Genomic DNA, 3317 nt, shown 5'->3' on the forward strand with positions numbered 1-3317 from the left:
AAATTTCAAACAAAACTAATGTATTAGATAATTAATGCCTGGCAGTTTCCTACTCTCACATGGAGAAACTCCACACTACCATCGGCACTACGACATTTCACTTCTGAGTTCGGCATGGTTTCAGGTGGTACTATCGCGTTATAGCTACCAGGCAAAAATATATTTGCAATTTTAAAAAAATATTAAAAATCTGATTATTAAACAAGCTAAAAATATTACTTATTTTCAAAAACACCTCTGGTGTTGTAAGGTTAAGCCTCACGGGTCATTAGTACCGGTTAGCTCAACACATTACTATGCTTACACATCCGGCCTATCAACGTTGTTGTCTTCAACGTCCCTTTAGGATTTTTATAAAAAATCAGTGAGAACTAATCTTGGGACAAGTTTCGTGCTTAGATGCTTTCAGCTCTTATCTTTTCCGCACTTAGCTACCGGGCAATGCCATTGGCATGACAACCCGAACACCAGTGGTGCGTTCACTCCGGTCCTCTCGTACTAGGAGTAACCTCCCTCAATTCTCCAACGCCCACGGCAGATAGGGACCGAACTGTCTCACGACGTTCTAAACCCAGCTCGCGTACCACTTTAAACGGCGAACAGCCGTACCCTTGGGACCTACTTCAGCCCCAGGATGTGATGAGCCGACATCGAGGTGCCAAACACCGCCGTCGATATGAACTCTTGGGCGGTATTAGCCTGTTATCCCCGGAGTACCTTTTATTCGTTGAGCGATGGCCCTTCCATTCAGAACCACCGGATCACTATGACCTGCTTTCGCATCTGCTCGAATTGTCACTCTCGCAGTTAAGCCAGCTTATGCCATTGCACTAAATTCACGATTTCCGACCGTGATTAGCTGACCTTTGTACTCCTCCGTTACTCTTTAGGAGGAGACCGCCCCAGTCAAACTACCCACCAGACACTGTCTGCACTCCGGATTACGGAGCTACGTTAGAATATTAAATATTTAAGGGTGGTATTTCAACATTGGCTCCATATAAACTAGCGTTTATACTTCAAAGCCTCCCACCTATCCTACACATAAATATTCAATATTCAGTGTCAAGCTATAGTAAAGGTTCACGGGGTCTTTCCGTCTTGCCGCGGGTATACTGCATCTTCACAGCAAATTCAATTTCACTGAGTCTCGGGTGGAGACAGCCTAGCCATCATTACGCCATTCGTGCAGGTCGGAACTTACCCGACAAGGAATTTCGCTACCTTAGGACCGTTATAGTTACGGCCGCCGTTTACCGGGGCTTCGATCAAGAGCTTTTCCATTACAGATAACCCCATCAATTAACCTTCCGGCACCGGGCAGGCGTCACACCGTATACGTCCACTTTCGTGTTTGCACAGTGCTGTGTTTTTAATAAACAGTTGCAGCTAGCTGGTATCTTCGACTGATTTAAGCTCCAAGAGTAAATCTTTTCACTTTTATATCAGCGTGCCTTCTCCCTAAGTTACGGCACCATTTTGCCTAGTTCCTTCACCCGAGTTCTCTCAAACGCCTTAGTATTCTCTACCTGACCACCTGTGTCGGTTTAGAGTACGATTTAATATTATCTGATGCTTAGAGGCTTTTCTTGGAAGCATGGCATTTATTACTTTAGTATTATTAAGTACCTAGTCATCACGTCTTAGTGTAAAATGAACCGGATTTACCTAGAACATCCACCTACACGCTTAAACCGAGACAACCGTCGCTCGGATAATATAGCCTTCTCCGTCCCCCCATCGCAATAACATCAAGTACAGGAATATTAACCTGTTTTCCATCGATTACGCCTTTCGGCCTCACCTTAGGGGTCGACTCACCCTGCCCCGATTAACGTTAGACAGGAACCCTTAGTCTTTCGGCGAGCGGGTTTTTCACCCGCTTTGTCGTTACTCATGTCAGCATTCGCACTTCTGATACCTCCAGCATACTTTACAATATACCTTCGACGGTTTACAGAACGCTCCTCTACCCAACAATATTTAACTTAGCAACATCAAATGTTGTTGCCGCAGCTTCGGTATATGATTTAGCCCCGTTACATCTTCCGCGCAGGCCGACTCGACCAGTGAGCTATTACGCTTTCTTTAAATGATGGCTGCTTCTAAGCCAACATCCTGGTTGTTTAAGCCTTCCCACATCGTTTCCCACTTAATCATAATTTAGGGACCTTAGCTGGCGGTCTGGGTTGTTTCCCTTTCCACGACGGACGTTAGCACCCGCCGTGTGTCTCCCGTGATAATATTCACCGGTATTCGTAGTTTGCATCGGATTAGTAAGTTTGGACAACCCCTTAGCCGAAACAGTGCTCTACCCCCGGAGATAAATTCACGAGGCGCTACCTAAATAGCTTTCGAGGAGAACCAGCTATCTCCCGGTTTGATTGGCCTTTCACCCCTAACCACAAGTCATCCGCTAATTTTTCAACATTAGTCGGTTCGGTCCTCCAATTAGTGTTACCCAACCTTCAACCTGCTCATGGTTAGATCACCGGGTTTCGGGTCTATACTCTGCAACTTAAATCGCCCAGTTAAGACTCGGTTTCCCTTCGGCTCCCTTATTAAGTTAACCTTGCTACAGAATATAAGTCGCTGACCCATTATACAAAAGGTACGCAGTCACATCTTAAAAAAGATGCTTCTACTGCTTGTACGTATATGGTTTCAGGTTCTATTTCACCCCCCTAACCGGGGTACTTTTCGCCTTTCCCTCACGGTACTAGTTCACTATCGGTCAGTCAGGAGTATTTAGCCTTGGAGGATGGTCCCCCCATCTTCAGACAAGATATCACGTGTCTCGTCCTACTCAATTGAGCATACAAGCATATATATTTTCATATACGGGACTATCACCCTGTATCGTTGAACTTTCCAGATCATTTTACTAATATATAAGTTTATTTTAAGCTCTGGGCTGTTCCCCTTTCGCTCGCCACTACTAAGGGAATCTCTATTGATTTCTTTTCCTCGGGTTACTTAGATGTTTCAGTTCTCCCGGTTTGCTTCGTTAAGCTATGTATTCACTTAACGATGATACTTAAAGTATCGGGTTTCCCCATTCGGATATCGCCGGTTATAGCGGTTCATATCACCTTACCGACGCTTTTCGCAGATTTGCACGTCCTTCATCGCCTCTGACTGCCAAGGCATCCACCATATACGCTTAATTACTTAACCCTACAACCCACAGGTGTTTTTGATTTTAAGCATTGAGATTAATAAATGTTAATTAGCATTATTGATGTCATTAATAACGTATTAATAATGAATTAAACACTTTTGTACTACTTTTAGCTTGTTCCAGATTGTTAAAGAAC

The 3317-nt window shown here is 44.3% G+C and carries 2 rRNA genes; both read right to left on the bottom strand.

Annotated elements, in window-relative coordinates:
- Nucleotides 1–36: 36 nt before the first annotated feature.
- A 5S ribosomal RNA gene (rrf, locus tag CRV12_RS03740) occupies nucleotides 37–152 on the bottom strand.
- A 95-nt stretch (nucleotides 153–247) separates the two neighbouring features.
- Nucleotides 248–3177 (bottom strand): 23S ribosomal RNA (locus CRV12_RS03745).
- Between the last annotated feature and the right edge of the window lie 140 nt (nucleotides 3178–3317).

The organism is Candidatus Pantoea edessiphila, from assembly GCF_002933315.1.
In the GTDB taxonomy this organism is placed as follows: Bacteria; Pseudomonadota; Gammaproteobacteria; order Enterobacterales; family Enterobacteriaceae; genus Pantoea_C.